General features: G+C 67.6%; 14 protein-coding genes and 1 pseudogene. 9 read left to right on the top strand and 6 right to left on the bottom strand.

Annotated features, from left to right (window positions below):
• Positions 1–957, top strand: a 957-nt coding sequence (locus tag QXH22_RS13845; RefSeq protein WP_306275919.1) for a cation-translocating P-type ATPase, incomplete at its 5' end; no start/stop codon positions are given.
• A gap of 72 nt (positions 958–1029) precedes the next feature.
• Here the strand turns inward: QXH22_RS13845 and QXH22_RS13840 are convergent.
• Entirely contained in the window at positions 1030–1359 is a 330-nt protein-coding gene (locus QXH22_RS13840; RefSeq protein WP_016895224.1) for a hypothetical protein, read from the bottom strand.
• Between the two features lie 15 nt (positions 1360–1374).
• Positions 1375–2472 carry an XRE family transcriptional regulator gene (locus QXH22_RS13835; protein ID WP_016895225.1) on the bottom strand — a complete coding sequence of 366 codons (1098 nt, stop codon included), beginning with the start codon at positions 2470–2472 and terminating at the stop codon, positions 1375–1377.
• A gap of 270 nt (positions 2473–2742) precedes the next feature.
• On the opposite strand from QXH22_RS13835, the gene QXH22_RS13830 reads away from it, so the two are divergent.
• The 4 genes from QXH22_RS13830 (at position 2743) to QXH22_RS13815 (ending at position 6959) form a co-directional block, all read left to right on the top strand.
• Entirely contained in the window at positions 2743–3444 is a 702-nt protein-coding gene (locus tag QXH22_RS13830; protein WP_231752585.1) for a hypothetical protein, read from the top strand.
• Positions 3445–3455: 11 nt separating this feature from the next.
• On the top strand, positions 3456–4553 hold the full coding sequence (locus QXH22_RS13825) for a tyrosine-type recombinase/integrase (RefSeq protein ID WP_231752584.1): 1098 nt from the start codon (positions 3456–3458) through the stop codon (positions 4551–4553).
• A gap of 82 nt (positions 4554–4635) precedes the next feature.
• On the top strand, positions 4636–6549 hold the full coding sequence (locus tag QXH22_RS13820) for a tyrosine-type recombinase/integrase (RefSeq protein WP_016895228.1): 1914 nt from the start codon (positions 4636–4638) through the stop codon (positions 6547–6549).
• Positions 6546–6959, top strand: coding sequence for a DUF6262 family protein (locus QXH22_RS13815; RefSeq protein ID WP_016895229.1), 414 nt, complete (start codon positions 6546–6548; stop codon positions 6957–6959). The genes QXH22_RS13820 and QXH22_RS13815 overlap by 4 nt, the downstream gene beginning before the upstream one ends.
• A gap of 147 nt (positions 6960–7106) precedes the next feature.
• Here the strand turns inward: QXH22_RS13815 and treS are convergent.
• Positions 7107–8753: pseudogene (treS, locus tag QXH22_RS13810) on the bottom strand (maltose alpha-D-glucosyltransferase); the annotation flags it as partial.
• Between the two features lie 110 nt (positions 8754–8863).
• Positions 8864–9928 carry a S1C family serine protease gene (locus tag QXH22_RS13805; RefSeq protein WP_306243400.1) on the bottom strand — a complete coding sequence of 355 codons (1065 nt, stop codon included), beginning with the start codon at positions 9926–9928 and terminating at the stop codon, positions 8864–8866.
• A 262-nt stretch (positions 9929–10190) separates the two neighbouring features.
• Between QXH22_RS13805 and QXH22_RS13800 the strand changes: the two genes are divergently transcribed.
• Positions 10191–10589, top strand: coding sequence for a TIGR03668 family PPOX class F420-dependent oxidoreductase (locus QXH22_RS13800; RefSeq protein WP_306243401.1), 399 nt, complete (start codon positions 10191–10193; stop codon positions 10587–10589).
• Between the two features lie 135 nt (positions 10590–10724).
• On the top strand, positions 10725–12896 hold the full coding sequence (locus QXH22_RS13795; protein WP_306243403.1) for an elongation factor G-like protein EF-G2: 2172 nt from the start codon (positions 10725–10727) through the stop codon (positions 12894–12896).
• A gap of 5 nt (positions 12897–12901) precedes the next feature.
• Here the strand turns inward: QXH22_RS13795 and QXH22_RS13790 are convergent, their stop codons facing one another.
• A complete protein-coding gene (locus QXH22_RS13790; RefSeq protein WP_306275918.1) occupies positions 12902–14419 on the bottom strand; it encodes a FadD7 family fatty acid--CoA ligase in 1518 nt (505 codons plus the stop codon).
• Positions 14420–14600: 181 nt separating this feature from the next.
• Between QXH22_RS13790 and oxc the strand changes: the two genes are divergently transcribed.
• Positions 14601–16292 (top strand): oxalyl-CoA decarboxylase, encoded by a 1692-nt coding sequence (gene oxc, locus QXH22_RS13785; protein WP_306275917.1) that lies wholly within the window; start codon positions 14601–14603, stop codon positions 16290–16292.
• Here the strand turns inward: oxc and QXH22_RS13780 are convergent.
• Complete coding sequence (locus tag QXH22_RS13780) at positions 16282–17211, bottom strand: LysR family transcriptional regulator (RefSeq protein ID WP_306243409.1); 930 nt, start codon at positions 17209–17211, stop codon at positions 16282–16284. The genes oxc and QXH22_RS13780 overlap by 11 nt on opposite strands.
• A gap of 183 nt (positions 17212–17394) precedes the next feature.
• Between QXH22_RS13780 and QXH22_RS13775 the strand changes: the two genes are divergently transcribed.
• On the top strand, positions 17395–18150 hold the full coding sequence (locus QXH22_RS13775; protein WP_306243410.1) for a L,D-transpeptidase family protein: 756 nt from the start codon (positions 17395–17397) through the stop codon (positions 18148–18150).
• The last annotated feature ends 1 nt before the right edge of the window (position 18151 follow it).

The following is an 18151-nucleotide window of genomic DNA, read 5'->3' as shown; positions in this document are numbered from 1 at the left end:
GACAAGACCGGCACCCTGACCGCCAACCAGCCCACCGTCATCGACGTCGCCACCACCAACGGCAACAGCCGCGACCACGTGTTAGATGTGGCGGCGGCGTTGGAGGCCCGCAGCGAACACCCGCTGGCTGCAGCGATTCTCGCCGCCACCGAGGGGCCGGTCCAACCAGCTGAGGATGTGGAGGCGGTGACCGGGGCCGGACTGCTCGGCCACCGTGACGGCCACCGGCTACGGCTCGGGCGCCCCGGCTGGCTCGACCCCGGACCCTTGTCCGAACACGTCGCGGCCATGCAGGCCGCCGGCGCCACCGCCGTGCTGGTCGAAGACAACGGTCAGGTCATTGGGGCGGTCGCGGTGCGCGACGAACTGCGGCCCGAAGCCGCCCAGGTCGTCGAACACCTGCGCCGCGGCGGCTATCAGGTCGCCATGCTCACCGGCGACAACCAAGCGACCGCCCAAGCCCTGGCCCGCCAGGTGGGGATCGATACGGTGCATGCCGATCTGCGGCCCGAAGACAAGGCGGCGCTGATCGGTCAACTGCGCCAACGCTCCTCGACGGCCATGGTCGGTGATGGCGTCAATGACGCCCCCGCTCTGGCCACCGCCGATTTGGGGATCGCGATGGGTGCGATGGGCACCGACGTGGCCATCGAAACCGCCGACGTCGCCCTCATGGGTGAAGACCTGCGCCACCTCACCCAGGCCCTGGCCCACGCGCGGCGAGCCCGGCGCATCATGCTCCAAAACGTCGGCCTCTCACTGGGATTGATCGCAGTGCTCATCCCGCTCGCCCTCACCGGTGTGCTCGGCCTGGCCGCGGTCGTCGCGGTGCACGAACTCGCCGAAATCGTCGTCATCGCCAACGGTGTCCGGGCCGGGCGCACCAAACCACTGGCACAGCCAGGCCGGGACCATGATCCGGTGGCCGAAGTAGCCGCCTCCGCGATATCGCGTTGACCACCGGCATCATCCATCGCGTAACCAGCCAGGCGAGGAGGTCAGCAAGGTGTGGTGTTTGCCGATGACTTATCACGCCTTTGCGTCACGGCCGGCAGCGGTCAGGCCGAGACTGTGCGCTCGCCGCCAGGCGGCCGCCAGGTTTGCGCTTCGGCTCTTGCCTGATACCTGGCAGAGGTACGTGCTGCATTCTTTGTTGTTGGTCTGCCACCGCAGTTCGGCGTAGATACGCAGGTATCTGCGCCGCAGGACGACCCGTCCGAGCGCACCACCACTGTCGTTCACCACACGGCATCGGCGGCCGCCTGCGGCGTGGTCCTGCTCAAGGGCTTGCCCCTGCTTGGTCCAGTGGACCGGCGCTTTCCACTGCTCGTCGCGGACCGGGGTGCGATTCCAGCCCACGATCGCGCCCGGTGTTTAGACCATCGTGAGGTGCCGGGCGCCGGGCCTGTCGCTTACGCCGAAGAGCGCGCCGCGTTGCGCGCCGGTGAGCAGCGTAATGTCGTCGAGTTCACTGGCGGTGTAGCCGCCGGCCGCGAGTTGGCCGAGTACGTCGCCGACGAGACGGGGCATCTCCTCGGCCACGCCGGGGCGGGGGCCATACATGCGGCCGGTCTCGTTGAGCAGCCGGAACATCGAGCGGTACTGGTAGTCGGAGAGCACACCTCGCTCGCGGGCCCGCACGACCAGCGACGACGCGCTCACACCCCAGGTGAGGCGCAGCTCATCGAGTTCATGCACGGCCCGCACTGACACGCGGTCCAAGTCAAAGCCGATGTCGGCGATGGGGGCGAGGAACTCGGCGGCGAAACTGTTGGCCCGCCGCTCGGCCTCGGCGGGGCTGACCAGCGTCATCGCATCCATGACCAGGTGGCCGAGTTCGTGGGCCAGCGTCATCCGCATGCGGTCGGGCGGCCGGGCCGCGTTGACGTACACCAGGTGCGGGTGATACTCGCTTGCTCGCAGGGTCACCGCGTCGATCTCGTCGTCGAGGAAACCATCGACCACAACGAACACCCCTGCGGCTTCGAGCAATTCGGTCATCGAGCGGATCGGGCCGGCGACGCGCCACAGGCGGCGCAGAACCTGGGCGACGGTGATCTCTCCGAGCTCGGAGGCGTAGTCGGCCGGGTCGAGATCGGGAAGCGCAAGCTTGGGGTTGATGTCGGCGCGGGACACCAGGCGGCCGATCCGCATCGCGACAAGATTCGCGCGCGCCCACACGCGGTCACGCTTCCACTCGGCCGCACTCAGGTTGGCCCGGAAGTGGCTGCCCTGGGCCGGGGACCGGGTGAAGGGCACGCACAGCGCTTCCGGGCGGCATTCCATGGCCTGCGCGTAGTCGAGCAAGGCCTTCCCTGCCAGGGGCAGCAGCCCCGCCTCGACCCTGCTGACGTGCGAGGCCGACACCCCGGCCTCGTCGGCCAGGCGCTTTTTCGACCACCCACGCGACAACCGGGTCAACTGCACCATCACGCTGTTCGCCGCGTCGTCGTACGGGTCCGGTGCCGTCACAGATCGCCTCCCCAACCGTCTCGGTGCTGTCTTTCGACACTAGCCCGCCGCCGCCGCGAATTCGCGCAGAAACACCGTTTGATCTGCGTTTTCCCAGTTCACGCCCACTAACGGACGTGGGGCGTGTGTGGCTGGTGTGACGATAGCGCAACTCCAGCCCGTGACGCCTGCAGACCGGCTGCTCCGTATGCGATCGGCGTGTCTTCCGGCCTCAAACTTTACCCCGGTCCGCACGATTCTATGCAAGGTTTTCGGCTGAAAGGCGGGGTCGTGACAGCTCCGATGGATCAACCCAACACACCCGACCGTCCGGTCTCCCGCAAGGAGGCCCGACGGCTGCTCAACCAGGTGGCGGTCGGGGTGGGGGCGATGCTGCTGGCCGCCGTCGATGACTGGAACGCCTTGTCGGCCCGGCACTCCGCACATCTGCGAACCGTGATGCAAGGGCTCGGGCGCGGCACATATGTTGCGGCCGCCGTCGCGGCGGGCACCGATGTGTGGCTGAGCACCCGCGGCATGCATCCACCCGGACACACGGTCGTCAAGCCCTACCGCTGGCCCGAGATCAACAGCCGCGGCAAGACGCACATGATGATCCACCACAACGAGATGGAACCGACCACCCCGCGGCGGACCGCGTTCTTCACCCAGGATTCGGCGACCCTGGGCCTGATCGGCGATCCCACCCATTGCGAGCTGACCTGGGACTACGACATCGTCACCGACACCCATATCCGCCGGATCTGGGTCAGCGCGCCGGGCGTCGACTGGGACCGCTTCGAGGTTCCGATGGCCAAGGTGCAGGCCCAATACGCGACGTGGCGCAAGCGCGACATGAAGTGGCTGCCCGGGGCACTTCCTGCCGACACCGCCGCAGCCGCGCCGATGCCGGCCCGCCAACCGCAGGAAGACCTGCGGCCCGACATCCAGGTGCGGCCCCGGCGCCCCGAGGAAACCCGGGATGCCGAGTGAAGGCGGCACCGGTGACCATCCACGGACGGGCGTCGTGGACGGTCGTAGACGCTTCAGGCCTACCGGTCGGGGAGGTCGAGCAGTTCCTGCACTGGCTGCGTGCGATCGGCCGGTCGCAGAACACCGTCCGCTCGTATGCGCGCCACCTGAGCTTGTTCTACCGGTGGCTGGGCGCACGCGGAATCGACTGGGACGCCGTAGTATTCGACGCACTGTGTGATTTCGTGGGGGCGCTGTCGGCCGGTTTGCCCCCGCTGCCGACCCGGTCCGGTAGCCGGGCGCCGGGAACGGTCAAAGCGGTGAGCGCGGCCGTGCGCGAGTTCTACGAGTTCCACCGCGTCGAAGGCCGCGGACCGCAGGATCTGGTGTTGACCCGCAACCCGTCGCGGCTCCCGCGCCGGGCACACAGCTTCCTGGCCCACATCGAGCAACGCCACCCCAGCGCGGTCTCCCGGTTGACCCGGCCGGGCAAGCAGCCGGCAGAGACCGTGCAGCTGATCGACTTCGAGGCCGACTTCGCGACGTTGCTGGCGGCGGCGTCGACCCACCGCGACCGGCTGCTGCTCTCCGCGCTCTATGACCTGGGCCTGCGGGTCGGGCAGGCGTTAGGCCTACGGCACGCCGACCTGGACCCGATGCGCAAGCGAGTGCAGGTGTGCCGCCGGGAGGACAACGCCAACGGGGCGCTGTCAAAGCAGCGAGCGCAATTCGCGGTGGCCGCGCCCCGCCGGTTCTTCGACCTGTACGCCGCTTACCTCCTCAGTGAGATCTCCGACCTGGACAGCGATTACGTGTTCGTCAACCTGTCCCGGCCCCCGGTCGGCGGGCCGCTGTCGTACTCGAACGCCTACCAGATCATCGAGCACATCGGCTCCGTAGCGGGCCTTGACGGGCTGCACCCACACATGCTGCGCCATACCCACGCAACTGCGCTGGCCAAGGCCGGATGGACGTCGGCTGAGATCGCTGCCCGGCTTGGCCAGTCGCACGCCGCCAGCGCCGACGTCTACATCCACCTCGCCAGCGACGATCTGGCAGACCGATTGCGCCGCACCGAGCAGCTGGTGTGGGCGCCACCGCAGCGCGAGGCAGGCCATGAGAAACATTGATTCCCACCCTGACTCCACGCGCAGAGGCCGCCGTTCGCCGCTACGGGTACCCGACGGGCCGTGGTGTCAGCCGACGTGGCAGGTGGTCGAACCGGCCGGAGACCGCCGCCGCCAGGCGGCGGACCCCTGCGCCGTCGACGCATGCAACAGCGAGCGGTACTGGCTGGGCGGCCCCCACTCCGCAGGCGCCGAGCGGCGCGGATTGTGCTACGCGCACTACTTCCAATGGTTCCGCGCCGGCCAGCCCGCCGACTTCACCGCATGGGCAACCTTCGAAGCCCAACCCGTCGGCGCCCCGCGCGGCCACCTCTCGGCCCAGATCGTCGACTTCCGGCGGCTACCGCAGATCGCGGCCGATGAGATCCGGTTCGTCGTCGCCACCAAGGTGCGCCGCGGCGACTGGACCCCCAACACCAGCCTCCGCCGCTTCTTGATGGTGCTCATCGACACCGCCGACGGCCGGATCACCGACTCCCTCACCGAGCGACCCGCCGGCGAGTGGCTTCTGCTGTGCCGGCAGCATTGGCCGCACGCGAGCTCGTTCGACTCCCTGTGCGCACCCTACATTCGGCGCTTCTTCCGACTCCTCGACGGCGCCACCAACCCGGACCCGTGGGCCGACGACCACTGGCACTGGCGAGACGGATTCGAATTCGTTCTCGACGCCACCCAATCCGGATCGACACACACCGCCGTGGACTGGTCGACGGTGACCGTGCCGTGGCTGCGTGACGCGGTCAAAGAACTCGCACGCCGGCAGCTCACCACCGCCACCCTGGCCTGGGGCACGCTGACCCAGTGGGTGCGCGCCACCCGCCAGCTCGCCCGGTTCCTCACCCGCGACGACGAATCACCGGAACCGTCCGCGGTGACCAGGCCGGTCTTCCTTGACTACCTGGCGTGGACCCGGCGACCGGACACCCAAGCGGACGCGCGGTTGGCCAATACCGCCGCCTACCTGCTGGAGTCGCTGCACGACACCCAGATCGTGCCCGCTCTCGGGTCGGCGGTGTTCCTCCGACGAGGCGAGAACGTGCACCGCAAGACCCGCAGCCCCCGCCCGTTCCCGCCGGACGTAATCGAACGCGTCGACACGCTGATCGTCGACAACCCCGCAACCGACCCCACCCTGCGGTCGATGATCGCCACCACCCGGTGGGCAGGCTGCCGCATCTCCGAACTGGTCGCCCTGCCCATCGACTGCCTGCACCGCTCCGACGCGGGCTACTGGATCGAATATTGGATGCCCAAAACCCGGGCCTGGCGCCGATTCCCCATCCCGGACAGCCTCGCAACCATCGTCCTCGACCAGCAGACCCGCGTGCGCGACACCTACGGCCCCGACGCCGAGCACCTATTCCCCGGCGCCCGGTCCAACGCCGCCGCCGGCCGCACCCAACCCTGGTCGACCAGCGGCCTGCGGCACCGCCTCGCCGCACTGTTCACCGAACACGGCATCACCACCTCGACCATCACCGGCGAGCCGATCTCCGGCGGCGATGTGCACCGCTTCCGGCACACCATCGGAACCACACTGCTCAACAACGGCTGGACCCAACAAGAAGTGCGCGACTTCCTCGGCCACCACAGCGACACCATGACCTCGGCATACGCCCGCATCACCGACGACACCCTGGCCCGCAAAGCACGTGAATTCTGGAACAGCGCCGCAACAGACACGACCAACACCGACGCCGACGTGGAGCGGCTCCGGGCCCGGTTCACCACCGCGCTGCCCAACGGATTCTGCACTCTCCCAACGGCGCAACGCTGCGAATTCCGGCCCAACCCCTGCCTCGACTGCTCCTTCCACGACCCCGGCGGCCGGGTCTTCCTCGGCGCCCATATCGCGCACCGCGACCAACTGCAACGCCTCACCGCCGACGCTCACGAGCGCGGCGACGCAGCCGCCGTCGAATTGAACACGGCGATGCTCGACAAGGTCTCCAAACTGATCAGCGAAATCGACCCGAACACCACGCAGGAACCTCAGTGAGCGCCGACGACCGCGAACGCCGCACCGCACGCCTGACCGCAGCAGCCGCCGCCCGCACCACCGACGCCACCGCCCGCGCCCGCCGCGCGATCACCCGACTGCGAAACACCGGTCAGCCCGTCACCTTCGTCGACGTCGCCCGCGACGCCGGTGTATCGACCAGCTTCCTCTACCAGCACAGCCAACTACGCGACGACATCACCAACCTCCGCACCACCACGACCACCACGGCGACGGCCGCAACAGGGCGCGCGGCAAGCCTGGAATCGCTACGCACCAAACTCGCCACCGCGATCGCCCGCAACCGTGAACTCACCGAACAACTCGCGCAGCTTCGCACCGAGAACGAAGCACTTCGCAGCCGACTCCTCGAATCCCGCATCCCTGCGGCGACACCGCATCCGTCATAGCCGGACCGGACCCAACCAGAACCAACGGGGCCACAGCGCAGCCCACCACCGTCGACGACTTCCTACAGATAACCCGGCCACGACGACGGACCTACGCCAAGCCGCGGCCCCGTCGTAGACGTCGACTCCACACGCCGCTCACCTAGAGATATCGATCGGCTGGGGGAACCGAGACAGATTGTTGACGCACAACACGACGTCGTTTTCGGCATCCTCTCGCACCACTTCCCGCACATAGGCCAGGACCGAGGGATTGGACCCACCGAGTTCGTGAAATGACCCGACGGCGAACGCGTCGTGCCGGCGGCGCACGGCCAGCATGGTGCGGGTCCAGTTGAGCAGCGACGTCGACGTGTCGCGTTGCGCCTCCACGTTGACCGCCTGGTAGCCGTAGACCGAGTCCTGGTTGGTCGGCAAGTACAACCGGCCCGGGTTGGCGGTGGAGAACCCGGCATTGCGGTCCGGTGTCCACTGCATCGGAGTCCGCACGCCGTCGCGGTCACCGAGCCAGATCACGTCGCCCATCCCGATCTCGTCGCCGTAATACAGCACCGGCGAACCGGGCAGCGACAACAACAGCGCGGTGAACAGCTGCATCTGGTTGCGGTCGTTGTCCAGCAACGGCGCCAGGCGGCGGCGAATGCCGACGTTGGCCTTCATCCGCGGATCCTTGGCGTACTCCGCGTACATATAGTCGCGTTCCTCGTCGCTGACCATTTCCAGGGTCAGTTCGTCGTGGTTACGCAGGAAGATCCCCCACTGGGCCAGGTCCGGGATATCCGGGGTCTGGGCCAGGATCTCCGAGATCGGGAACCGCGACTCGCGGCGCACCGCCATGAAGATGCGCGGCATCAGCGGGAAGTGAAACGCCATGTGGCATTCGTCGCCGCCGGTGGAGGGGTCGCCGAAATACTCGACGACGTCGGCCGGCCACTGATTGGCCTCGGCCAGCAGCACCCGGCCGGGATACTCGTCGTCCACCACCTTGCGCACCCGCTTGAGGAAGGCGTGCGTCTCGGGCAGGTTCTCGCAGTTCGTGCCTTCGCGCTCGAACAGATACGGCACCGCGTCCAGCCGGAACCCGTCGATACCCAGGCCCAGCCAGAACCGCAGCACGTCGATCATCGCTTCCTGCACGGCCGGGTTGTCGTAGTTCAGGTCCGGCTGGTGCGAGAAGAACCGGTGCCAGTAGAACTGCTTGCGCACCGGATCGAAGGTCCAGTTGGATTCCTCGGTGTCGATGAAGATGATCCGGGCATCGGTGTACTTCTCGCTGGTGTCGCTCCAGACGTAGTAGTCGCCGTATGGCCCGTCGGGGTCGTGCCGGGACTCCTGGAACCACGGATGCGAGTCCGACGTGTGGTTCATCACAAGATCGGTGATCACCCGGATACCGCGGGCGTGAGCCTCGTCGATCAGCGCGACGAAGTCCTCGACGGTGCCGAAGTCGGGCAGCACCTTGTAGAAGTCACGGATGTCGTAACCACCGTCACGCAGCGGAGAGTCGTAGAACGGCGGCAACCACAGGCAGTCGACTCCCAGCCACTGCAGGTAGTCCAGGCGTTCGATGAGTCCACGCAGGTCACCGGAACCGTCGGCGTTCGAGTCGAAGAACGCCCGCACCAGCACTTCGTAGAACACCGCGTGCTTGAACCAGGTCGGATCCGCCGGCAGGGCAACCGCGTTGTCAAAGTCCTCGGCGGTCGGGTGCTCGACCACACCCCCTTCGACGTGACTGCCCTCCGCTGGATGGTGTGCGGGATCTTGCTTCGAGGCGCTTATCGCGTCATTCATCAAATCCACGATGCCACGGGTACCCGACGCACCTGGTTAAGAATCACCCGAAGCAACCCGACTCCGAACACGACGGTGAATCACGGCCAGCGCCAAACGAATTGACTCGATCAGGCCGGAGGACCCTCCGCCAGGGTCACGTTCTCGGTGCGGGCGACCCCGGTTTTGGTGGTGAAGCTGATCGAAACCATGTCGCCCGGGTGGTGCCCGTTGAGCGCATCGGACATCGCGGTGGCCGAGTTGATCGGGACACCGTCAAGGGCGGTGATGATGTCACCGTTGGAAATCCCCGCCGCCGCGGCAGGAGCGTTGCCGACGACGCGCTGGACCCGTGCGCCGCTGCCGTTGTTGTCGACGACACCGAGGCCGAGGAAGGCCGTGGGGCCGACGTGCACGGTGGGCGACCCGCCGCCGGACCGGATGTTGTTGGCGATGCTCATCGCCGTCCCGATCGGAATGGCGAAGCCCTGACCGCCCTGCGACATCTGGAAGTTCTCGGTCGCCGCGGTGTTCATACCGACCACCTGACCCGCGCCGTTGACGACCGGCCCACCGGAGTCGCCGGGCGCGATCGCGCCGTCGAACTGGATCAGTCCGTTGAGGGTCTCGGCGGCCCCGGTCAAGGAGTCCGACGCCTGCACGGTCTGGTTGACGGCGAGCACCTTGCCGGCGACAGCGCGCGGGGTACCACCCTGCCCGCCGGTGTTGCCCATGGCCACGACCGGCTCACCAACGCTGACGCCGCCACCGATGGAGGCGGTGGGCAGACCGCCGGCCCCGCGCAGCTGCAACACTGCGACGTCCTGGGTGCGGTCATACCCGACGACGTCCACGCCGTACGTGCGTCCGTCGCCGACGCTGAAGGCGCTGATGTCGGTGGCGCCCGAGATGACGTGGTTGTTGGTCAGCACGACGCCGTTGGGGTCGATGACGATGCCGGTGCCGGCTCCCACCGCGTTGTTGTAGCCCAGCTTGGTGTTGATGTTGACCACCTGCGGACCGACCTGGCCGACAAGCGCCGACGGGTCGAGTGGCACCGCCGGGAACTGCTTGTACGGCGCAGCCTGGGCGGGCGCCGGGGGCGTTGCCAGACCCAGTCCGCAGACCATTCCCACCACGGCCATGACCGCAACCGGCCATGACCACCTGAATGAACGGTGGCGCGTTTTGCTCATCCGGTAATCCTCCTGCGTCGGGCTAATAGTCATATTGTCCCAGCCGTAAGGTCCGGGCGGCGGCGCTGTCTGGGACCACCGTAATCCAGATACCCATTTAAACGGTGGTCAGGCACCAATTCGGCGAAATGCCGGATCGCATCCGAGTCAAATGGGCACCGAGTTAAAAACAGCCTAAGCCGACGGACCCGCTAACGGCCTAATCCAATAGGCCGGTGGTGACTTACGTCACCGGGTAATGCGCCGGTTCTAAGCTGGTGGCGTGGACGCCCGGGCCTGGTTCGCTCGATCCCCGGTGGCGCGGCTGGCGACTGTGGCGCCTGACGGAATACCGCACCTGGTGCCGGTGGTGTTCGCGGTCGACGGGGACGTCGTCTACACCGCGGTCGATGCCAAGCCCAAGAAACACCAGCGGCTGCGCCGGCTCGCCAACATCGAGCACAACCCGGCGGTCAGCCTGCTCGCCGACCACTACGCCGAGGATTGGACGCAATTGTGGTGGGTGCGCGTTGACGGCACCGCCACCGTCGCGGCCGACGGCCCCGCACTGCACACGGGTTACCGGTTGCTGCGCGCGAAATATCCGCAGTACCAATCTGTTCCGTTGGACGGGCCGGTCATCACCGTGACCGCAACGCGCTGGTCCAGCTGGCACGCCTGACGTAGCAGTGACATAGGGGCGCCCCCGACCCTTGTGCTGGGCCGCGGTTGGGAGAAAAGTTGCTCGTGCGTCCTGTGGGCTGGATCACGCCGCGTACGGGAGTCGGCGGCACCCCGGGAGAACTGGAGGATTGTCATGGCCGACAGAGTGAGTGGTTCCCCGGGCGCGAGCACGGCCCCCACCGCATCGGGTCCGGACGGCATCCGCAACGTCGTCCTGGTCGGGCCCTCCGGCGGCGGCAAGACCACCCTGGTCGAGGCGCTGCTCGTCGCTGCCGGAGTGTTGTCCCGGCCCGGGTCGGTCACCGACGGCAGCACGGTCTGCGACTTCGACGACGCCGAAATCCGCCAGCAACGGTCGGTGGGTGTCGCGGTGGCGTCCCTGGCGCACGCCGGCGTCAAGGTGAACCTGGTGGACACACCCGGATACGCCGACTTCGTCGGCGAACTGCGCGCCGGACTGCGTGCCGCCGACTGCGCCCTATTCGTCATCGCCGCCAACGAGGGCGTCGATGAGCCCACCAAGTCGCTGTGGCAGGAGTGCAGCCAGGTCGGGATGCCCCGCGCGGTGGTCATCACCAAGCTCGACCACGCCCGCGCCAACTATGGCGAGGCGCTCGATGCCGCGCAGAACGTGTTCGGCGACAAAGTTTTACCGCTGTACCTGCCGACCGGCTCACCCGTGTCGGGCTTGATCGGGCTGTTGTCGCAGACTCAGTACAACTACTCCGACGGCAAGCGCACCGAGTCGGAGCCCGACGCCTCCGAAGCCGACCGGATCGAGGAAGCCCGCGGCAGCCTGATCGAAGGCATCATCGAGGAGTCCGAGGACGAATCGCTGATGGAGCGCTATCTCGGCGGTGAAGTCATCGACGAGTCAGTCCTGATCCAGGATCTGGAGAAGGCGGTGGCCCGCGGGTCGTTCTTCCCGGTCATCCCGGTATGCAGCAGCACCGGTGTGGGCACCTATGAACTACTGGAAGTCGCCACCCGAGGCTTCCCGTCGCCCCGCGAACACCCACTCCCGGAGGTCTTCACACCGCAGGGCGCCACGCACGAGGAATTGGCCTGCGACGTCGACGCGCCACTGCTCGCCGAGGTCGTCAAGACGACGTCGGACCCCTACGTCGGCCGGGTCAGCCTGGTCCGGGTGTTCTCCGGGACCATCAAGCCCGATGCGACGGTCCATGTATCGGGACACTTTTCGTCGTTCTTCGGCAACGGCAGCTCAGGTCCGCACGGGCACGGCAGCACGCACCCCGACCACGACGAAGACGAGCGGATCGGGGTGCTGTCGTTCCCGCTCGGCAAGCAGCAGCGGCCCGCATCCGCAGTGGTGGCCGGCGACATCTGCGCGATCGGCAAGCTGAGCCGGGCCGAGACCGGCGACACGCTGTCGGACAAGGCCGAACCGCTGGTGCTCAAGCCGTGGAACATGCCGGAACCGTTGCTGCCGGTCGCGATTCAGGCGCACGCCAAGACTGACGAGGACAAACTGTCGGTCGGGCTGGGGCGGTTGGCCGCCGAAGACCCGACGCTGCGGATCGAGCAGAACCCGGAGACACACCAGGTGGTGCTCTGGTGCATGGGTGAGGCCCATGTCGGCGTGGTGCTCGAGGCGTTGTCGAACCGCTACGGCGTCACCGTGGACACCGTCGAATTGCGGGTGCCGTTGCGAGAGACGCTGGGCGGCAAGGCGAAAGGCCACGGGCGGCACGTCAAGCAGTCCGGTGGCCACGGCCAGTACGCGGTGTGCGACATCGAGGTGGAGCCGCTACCGGAGGGCGGCGGCTTCGAGTTCGTGGACAAGGTGGTCGGCGGTGCGGTGCCGCGCCAGTTCATCCCGAGCGTGGAGAAGGGCGTCCGGGCGCAGATGGAGAAGGGCGTGCACGCCGGCTATCCGATGGTGGACATCCGCGTCACCCTGCTCGACGGCAAGGCGCACAGCGTCGACTCCTCAGACTTCGCGTTCCAGATGGCGGGCTCGCTGGCCTTGCGCGAGGCGGCGGCCGCGACGAAGGTGATCCTGCTGGAACCGATCGACGAGATCTCGGTGCTGGTGCCCGACGACTATGTCGGCGCCGTGATGGGCGACCTGTCCGGCCGTCGGGGCCGGGTGCTGGGGACCGACACCGCCGGCCACGAGCGCACGCTGGTGAAAGCCGAGGTGCCGCAGGTGGAATTGACCCGCTATGCCGTCGACCTGCGCTCCCTGGCGCACGGTGCGGCATCGTTCACCCGCACGTTCGCCCGCTACGAGCCGATGCCCGAATCCGCTGCCGTCAAGGTGAAGGCGACGGCCGGCTGACAACGTCACCCGGGCCGGCCGAAGCGCGCCGACACCGCGCGGCGGTCCAGCGAGCCCTTGGCCGTGTGCGGCAGGTCCTCGGCTTCCTGGAAGGTGGCGGGAATCTCGAAGGGCGCCAGACGATCCCGGCAGAACTCGGTGAGTTCGCCGGCGGTGGGTGACGCACCCCGCGGCACGACGACGGCCGCGACGGCTTCCCCGTACATCGGGTGCGGCACGCCGAAAACGGCCACTTCCAACACATTCGGGTGAGTGGCGAGGACGCCTTCGACGCGCTCCGGAGAGATCTTCTCCCCGCCGCGGTTGATGAGTTCCTTGATCCGCCCACGGATGCTGAGGTCACCGGCCTCAGACAGCGTCCCCAGGTCACCGGTGCGCAACCATCCGTCGGTGAAGTTCGCCGCGGTGATCGTGGGATCACCGAGGTAGCCCCGGACCACGGTGGCGCCGCGCAGCCACACTTCGCCGACCGCGCCCGGCTCGACGGGCTGCCCGTCGTGACCGGCGATGCGGATCTGCGGCCCGGTCGAGCGGCCGACCAGTCCGGTCGAAGCCGCGGGGTTGGTCTCCTGGTCGATACCGGTGCTCGCCACCTGGTGGGTGGCCTCGGTCATCCCGAAGGCACACACCACGGGCGCGGAGAACTCGGTGTGCAGCGCCTCGGCCACCTCGGGGGTGAGCGGCGCGCTGCAGGAGCGGATGAAACGCAAAGCGGCGTTGGGCTTTTCCTCTGATGACGCCCGCTCCAGCAGGATCTGGTGAATCGTCGGCACGGCCGTGTACCAGGTCGCCCGCACCGCGTCGATGTCGTCCCAGAAGGTATGCGCCGAGAACCGTCCCCGGGCGGGCAGCAACACGGTGCCACCGGATGCCAGGGTCGCCAGCAACGCGGCGATCAGCCCGTGCCCGTGGTAGAGCGGCATCACCGCGACGGTGGCGTCGCGCGGGCCGAGCTGATATCCGGCGATGATGGCCCGCACCGACCCGGCGATGTTGTCGTGCGTCCAGGGCACCATCTTGGGCAATCCGGTGGTACCGCCGGTGAACATGATCATCGCGTCGTCGTCGTGCAGGCCCTCCGGGGAGTCCGTCGCCGGGCCCGGCTCGGTGGACGCGGTCAGGCGCGCCGCGAACGCGCCGTCCAGGGGGGTCACGGTAATCGGCCACCACCCGGACTCGTGGTCGTCGACCAGCACGGCACGGGCGCCCGCGGCCTCGCTGCGGGCGCGTTGCTCTGCGACCGGCAGCGCCGGGTCCAGCGGAACCACGATCAGGCCCGCGCGCAAGGCCGCCAGCAACCCGACGACGAACTCGGCATTACTGCCCGCACGCAGGGCCACCCGGTCCCCCGGGTTCAGGCCGGCCCCGGTCAGTTGGGCGGCCAGGTCGTCAGTGAGACGAAGCAGGTCGCGGTAGGTGATCGGGATGCGGTCGTCGGTGACGATGAGCGCGCGCGCATCCGGCGCGTGGGTGGCTGTCGCTTCGATCAGATCGGTGAAGCGCACATTCTGCACGGAAGTCATTCACAGCTCCTTCGTCCGTCTCAACGAGAACCCTGCCGGTGCCGGTCAGCGCTGTCCAATACCGATCCGCTAATAGTCGATAAACAGCGTGAATCACCGGATAGCGACCGGGTCTTGGACACGGCAGCCGAACCGGACGACAGTGAGTGCCGAGACACCAGCCAAGAGAGGGGCGGCCACCATGACCGAACCGCTGACCGACGGCTTTCACCTGGTGGTGGATGCGCTGAAGGCCAACGATGTGGACACCATCTACGGGGTCGTGGGTATCCCTATAACCGATCTGGCGCGCACGGCGCAGGACGCCGGCATCAGGTATATCGGCTTTCGTCATGAGGGATCGGCCGGCAACGCCGCTGCCGCCGCCGGGTTTCTGACGCAGCGCCCCGGTGTGTGCCTGACGACCTCGGGTCCGGGTTTCCTCAACGGCCTGCCCGCATTGGCGAATGCCACCACGAATTGCTTTCCGATGATTCAGATCTCAGGATCCAGCAGCCGGGCGGTGGTGGACCTGCAGCGCGGTGACTATCAGGACATCGACCAGCTCAACGCGGCAAGGCCATTCGTCAAGGCGGCCTACCGAATCGCACGCGTCGAGGACATCGGGCGCGGCGTTGCGCGGGCCGTTCGCGCAGCCCTATCCGGCCGGCCGGGCGGTGTCTACCTGGACATTCCGGGCGAAGTGCTAGGACAGTCGATGACGCGATCCGCAGCGGCAGAATCGATTTGGCGTGTGGTGGACCCCGCGCCCCGCCAGCTGCCGGCGCCCGAGGCGGTCGACCGGGCACTCGACATCCTGGGCCGGGCCGCCAGACCGCTGATCGTGCTGGGCAAAGGCGCCGCCTATGCCCAGGCGGACAAGGTGATTCGGGAATTCGTAGAAAGCACCGGCATCCCCTACCTGCCGATGTCGATGGCCAAGGGCCTGCTGCCCGACTCGCACCCCCAATCGGCCGCGGCCGCTCGTTCGCTGGCCATCTCCCGCGCCGATGTGGTGCTGCTCATCGGCGCCCGGCTCAACTGGCTGCTGGGACATGGCGAGTCACCGCAATGGTCGGCGGACAGCAGGTTCATTCAGGTCGACATCGAGGCGGCGGAGTTCGACAGCAATCAGCCGATCGAGGCGCCGCTGGCGGGTGACATCGGATCGGTGATGGCGGCGTTGCGCGATGGCCTTGGCGATCACCCGATCAGCGCGCCAAGCGAATGGGCTGTCGAACTCGCCGAACGCAAGGCCCGCAACGACGCCAAGATGGCCGAGCGGCTCGCCGAGGATCCACACCCGATGCGTTTCTACAACGCGCTGCGCGCCATTCGGACCGTGCTGCAACGTAACCCGGACGTCTATGTGGTCAACGAGGGGGCCAACGCGCTGGACCTGACCCGCAATGTCATTGACATGGAGCTGCCGCGACACCGGCTGGACACCGGAACCTGGGGCGTGATGGGCATCGGTATGGGCTACGCGATCGCCGCGGCGGTCCAGACCGGCCGGCCCGTGGTCGCCATCGAGGGCGACAGCGCATTCGGCTTCAGCGGCATGGAGATCGAAACCATTTGCCGCTACCGGCTTCCCGTCACCGTCGTCATCCTCAACAACGGCGGCGTGTATCGCGGTGACGAAGCGGGCTCCGGGTCCGACCCGGCGCCGACGGTACTGAACTCGGGCGCACGTCACGAGTTGCTCGCAGAGGCGTTCGGCGGCAAGGGATATCACGTGACGAATCCGGAGGAACTGGAAGCTGCGCTGTCCGAAGCCCTCGATTCAGCCGGACCCGCCCTGATCGACTGCCGGCTCGACCCCGCCGCCGGTGTGGAAAGTGGGCACCTGTCCGCCCTGAATCCCAAGAGCGCCGCGACGTCTACGGGTTGAGGTTGCGCAGCTGCGCGGCAAAGAACTCGTCGAGTTTGAGGTGCCGGGCCGAGGTGACCAGCGCGCGGGCCACCGGCGATCCCGGGCCGGATGCGTTGGTGGCCAGCCCGATCAGCGCTCGCGGTGCGGGATCGGTCAACTCGACAGCCCGGATCTCGCCGCGGGTCGGTGTCATCCAGAGCCAGGTATGCGGCACGATGGTGGCCCAGTTGCCGTTCGCCACTTGCGCGAACAAGGAAGCAACGGAATCCGTCTCGACCTGGGGGTGCACTGTGACGTCATGTTCGGCGAACGCCGCGTCGATGACCTGCCGGTCGCGCATGTCGGTGGTGAGCAGGGCCAGTGGCAGCTGCGCCGCGTCCGGCCAGCGCAGCGTGGATGCGCCCGGTGGCAGCATGTCCGATCGCGCCAACAGCACATACTGTTCCTCGTAGAGCGGCAGGAGTGCCACATCCTGGCTGTCCCTGACGTCCGCCGGATGCGCGATGACGGCGTCGAGCTCGAACTCGTGCAGGCGCCGGTACAGTTCGGTTGTCGCCAGCCGGGAGCTGATCTGCACCTTTGCCAAGGGGTGGGCCGAGCAAAAGGCCGACAGCACCAGGGACGCCGTCGTGGACGCGGTCGGCACGGTGCCCAGCCGCAGCGTTCCGGTAATGCCGGACTGCACCGCGTGCACCTCGGCCTTGAACGCGTCGTGCTCGGCCAGAATCCGCTTTGCCCACACCACCAATCGCTCCCCCTCGGGGGTCAGCCCCTCGAAACTGTGGCCGCGATTGATCAGCGTCACGTTGAGTTCTCGCTCAAGCTTGGCAATTGCCGCCGACAGCGCTGGTTGGGAGACGTAACACTTCTCGGCGGCGCGGGCGAAATGGCGTTCCTGGGCCACCGCGACGAAGTACTCCAGCTGGCGGAAGAGCACCCGCACCTCCTGGTGGCCGTGGGCACGATCCCGCTGAGGCTAACGCGTGCGTCCCGGCCGGGCCAGTCTGGCGCCGCGCTCCGTCCCCGCTACGGCGAAATTGTTTGCTATGGCCCGCGGTCCCGGGATAGCCCCTAGAATGACGGAGTCGTGTTTATCGCACCGTCCCGAAGGGTGAAGGCCATGCGTCGAGCGGTTCGTTATCTGTTTGTCGTGGTGGCCAGCGCGACAATGGCCGCGGCCGGGTCGGGCAGCCCGGCCACCGGCGCCGTCCCGGTACCCCACCCCGTGCCCGGCGTCGCCTCGATTTTCCCGTCCAACGGCGCGGTAGTGGGGGTGGGAGCCCCCGTCGAGGTGACCTTCACTGCCCCGGTGCTCGATCACCGTGCCGCCGAGCGGTCCATCCACATCGGCTCGCCGTCGAACATGACCGGTCACTTCCGCTGGCTCGACGGCAACCTCGTGCAGTGGGTTCCGGACCGGTACTGGCCCGCGCACAGCCACGTGTCGGTGGGCGTGCAGGAACTGACCGAAGGCTTCGAGACCGGTGACGAACTGCTCGGTGTGGCAAGCATCTCCGCGCACACCTTCACCGTCAGCCGCAACGGCGAGGTGCTGCGCACCATGCCGGCCTCGATGGGTAAGCCGAGCCGCCCCACGCCGATCGGCAACTTCAACGCCATGTCCAAAGAGCGCACCGTCGTGATGGACTCGCGGACGATCGGTATCCCGCTGAACTCCTCCGACGGATACCTGATCACCGCCTCATACGCGGTTCGTGTCACATCGAGTGGCGTGTACGTGCATTCGGCGCCGTGGTCGGTGGGCCAGCAGGGCTATGCGAACGTCAGCCATGGCTGCATCAACCTCAGTCCGGACAACGCCGCCTGGTACTTCAACCAGGTCAACATCGGCGATCCCATCGACGTGGTGGCGTAAA

Origin of the sequence: Mycobacterium sp. TY814 (assembly GCF_030755175.1) — a bacterium.
Lineage (GTDB): Bacteria > Actinomycetota > Actinomycetes > Mycobacteriales > Mycobacteriaceae > Mycobacterium.
Note: the sequence above shows the minus strand (reverse complement) of the source record. Positions and strands in the feature narration are given on the sequence as shown.